Raw genomic sequence first — 736 nt, forward strand, 5'->3', positions numbered from 1 at the left:
ATTACTCGACGATCGAAGCCACGATGCCGGCGCCGACGGTACGGCCGCCTTCGCGGATAGCGAAGCGCAGCTTTTCTTCCATCGCGATCGGAACGATCAGCTCGACTTCAACGGTGACGTTGTCGCCAGGCATAACCATTTCCGTGCCTTCAGGAAGCGACACGATGCCGGTCACGTCAGTCGTACGGAAGTAGAACTGCGGACGGTAGTTCGTGAAGAACGGCGTATGACGGCCGCCTTCTTCCTTCGTCAGGATGTAGGCTTCTGCCATGAACTTCTTGTGCGGCTTGACCGAACCCGGCTTGCACAGGATCTGACCACGCTCAACGCCGTCACGGGTAACGCCGCGAACCAGTGCACCGATGTTGTCGCCAGCCTGGCCCTGGTCGAGCAGCTTGCGGAACATTTCAACGCCGGTAACAGTCGTCTTCGAGGTCGGACGGATGCCGACGATTTCGACTTCTTCACCAACCTTGACGATACCGCGCTCAACGCGACCCGTCACAACCGTACCACGGCCAGAGATCGAGAACACGTCTTCGATCGGCATCAGGAACGGCTGGTCGATCGGACGCTCAGGCGTCGGGATGTAGGCGTCAACAGCAGCCATCAGCTCGCGGATCGCGTCTTCACCGATCTTCTTGTCAGAATCTTCAAGAGCAGCAAGTGCCGAACCCTTGATGATCGGGATATCGTCGCCCGGGAAGTCGTAGGACGACAGAAGTTCGCGAACTTC

At 58.4% G+C, this 736-nt stretch carries 1 protein-coding gene; it reads right to left on the reverse strand.

Annotated features, from left to right (window positions below; translation table 11 throughout):
• Position 1: 1 nt before the first annotated feature.
• A partial coding sequence (locus DA915_RS28595; RefSeq protein ID WP_244600823.1) for an EF-Tu/IF-2/RF-3 family GTPase occupies positions 2 to 736 on the reverse strand: 735 nt, incomplete at its 5' end.

Source organism: Agrobacterium sp. LAD9, assembly GCF_003031125.1.
Classification (GTDB): Bacteria; Pseudomonadota; Alphaproteobacteria; order Rhizobiales; family Rhizobiaceae; genus Agrobacterium; species Agrobacterium radiobacter.